Source organism: Sphingomonas sp. NPDC019816, from assembly GCF_050274375.1.
In the GTDB taxonomy this organism is placed as follows: domain Bacteria; phylum Pseudomonadota; class Alphaproteobacteria; order Sphingomonadales; family Sphingomonadaceae; genus Sphingomonas.
This window is the reverse complement of sequence record NZ_JBNNOB010000273.1, coordinates 1-1,298: the sequence shown is the minus strand read 5'-3', so window position 1 is coordinate 1,298 and position 1,298 is coordinate 1. Positions and strand designations below refer to the sequence as shown.

The 1,298-nt window shown below is 63.7% G+C and carries 1 protein-coding gene; it reads left to right on the top strand.

What is annotated here, in order from left to right:
- Positions 1-65: 65 nt before the first annotated feature.
- Positions 66-1,237, top strand: a protein-coding gene (locus ACQKJZ_RS19370) for an IS3 family transposase (RefSeq protein ID WP_126053443.1) whose coding sequence is annotated in 2 segments (ribosomal slippage) — positions 66-330 and positions 330-1,237 — 1,173 coding nt in all. Because the reading frame shifts where the segments join, the coding sequence is not laid out codon by codon here.
- The last annotated feature ends 61 nt before the right edge of the window (positions 1,238-1,298 follow it).

Below are 1,298 nucleotides of genomic sequence, written 5' to 3'. Positions count from 1 at the left end.
TGAGGTGGTGCCGGTTTTCTGGACAGGGTGTTAAGCTACTCCTGACCTGAAGGACTGGTACGGGAATGAAGACGACGAGGAAGCGCTACGGCGCGGAGTTCAAGGCGAAGGTCGCGTTGGAGGCGATCCGTGGCGACCTGACGCTGGCGGAGCTGGCTGCCAAGCATGGGGTGCATCACACGATGATTGCGGCCTGGAAGCGGCAAGCGATCGAGGGGATGTCGGCGACCTTCTCGGGGGCGGGCGATGCGGCCCGGGCAGCGAGCGATGCGGAGGTGGACAAGCTGCACGCGAAGATCGGGCAGCTCTTGGTGGAGCGGGATTTTTTAGCGAAAGCCTCCGGTCGATGAGCGTGGCACGGAGGCGATCGATGATCGAGCCTGCTCACCATCGTCTGTCGATCGCAGTGCAGTGCCGGCTGCTGTCGATCAGCCGGTCGAGCTATTATTATGCGCCGGTGCCGGAAACCGAGGAGACGCTGGCGCTGATGCGGGCGATCGACGCGGCGTTCCTCGACATGCCATGGTACGGCAGCCGCCAGATGGTGCGGCACTTGCGCCGTGGCGGCCATGACGTTGGTCGGCGCCGGGTGCGGCGACTGATGAGCAAGATGGGCCTGGCGCCGATTTACCAGCGGCCGCGCACGAGCGATCCGCACCCGCAGCACCGGGTCTATCCCTATCTGCTGCGCGAGCTGGCGATCGAACGACCCAACCATGTGTGGTGCGCGGACGTGACCTACATCCCGATGCGACGGGGCTTCCTCTACCTCGTTGCGATCATGGACTGGGCGACCCGCAAGGTGCTGGCGTGGCGGCTGTCGAACACGATGGATGCGGGCTTCTGCGTCGCGGCGCTTGAGGAGGCTCTGGCCCGCTTCGGGAAGCCTGAAATCTTCAACACCGACCAGGGCAGCCAGTTCACCAGCTTCGCATTCACCAGCGTGCTGCGCGACGCTGAGGTACGCATCAGCATGGACGGCCGGGGCCGGTGGATGGACAATGTCTTCATCGAGCGCCTCTGGCGCTCCCTCAAATACGAGTGCGTGTATCTGCACGCCTTCGAGACCGGATCGGAGCTGAAGGCTGGCCTGGGCCGGTGGATCACCTATTACAACACTCAGCGTCCGCACTCGGGCCTGGCCGGGCGAACCCCGGTGGAGGCCTATCGGCGGATCGGACAATCAGATCATGGGGGGCATGCCCCCCATGATCTGATGATCAAACAGGCGGCGTGAATGACAACCGGGATTAGCTTAACTTAGCCGCAAACCTGTCCAAGAAGGCGGGACCACCTCA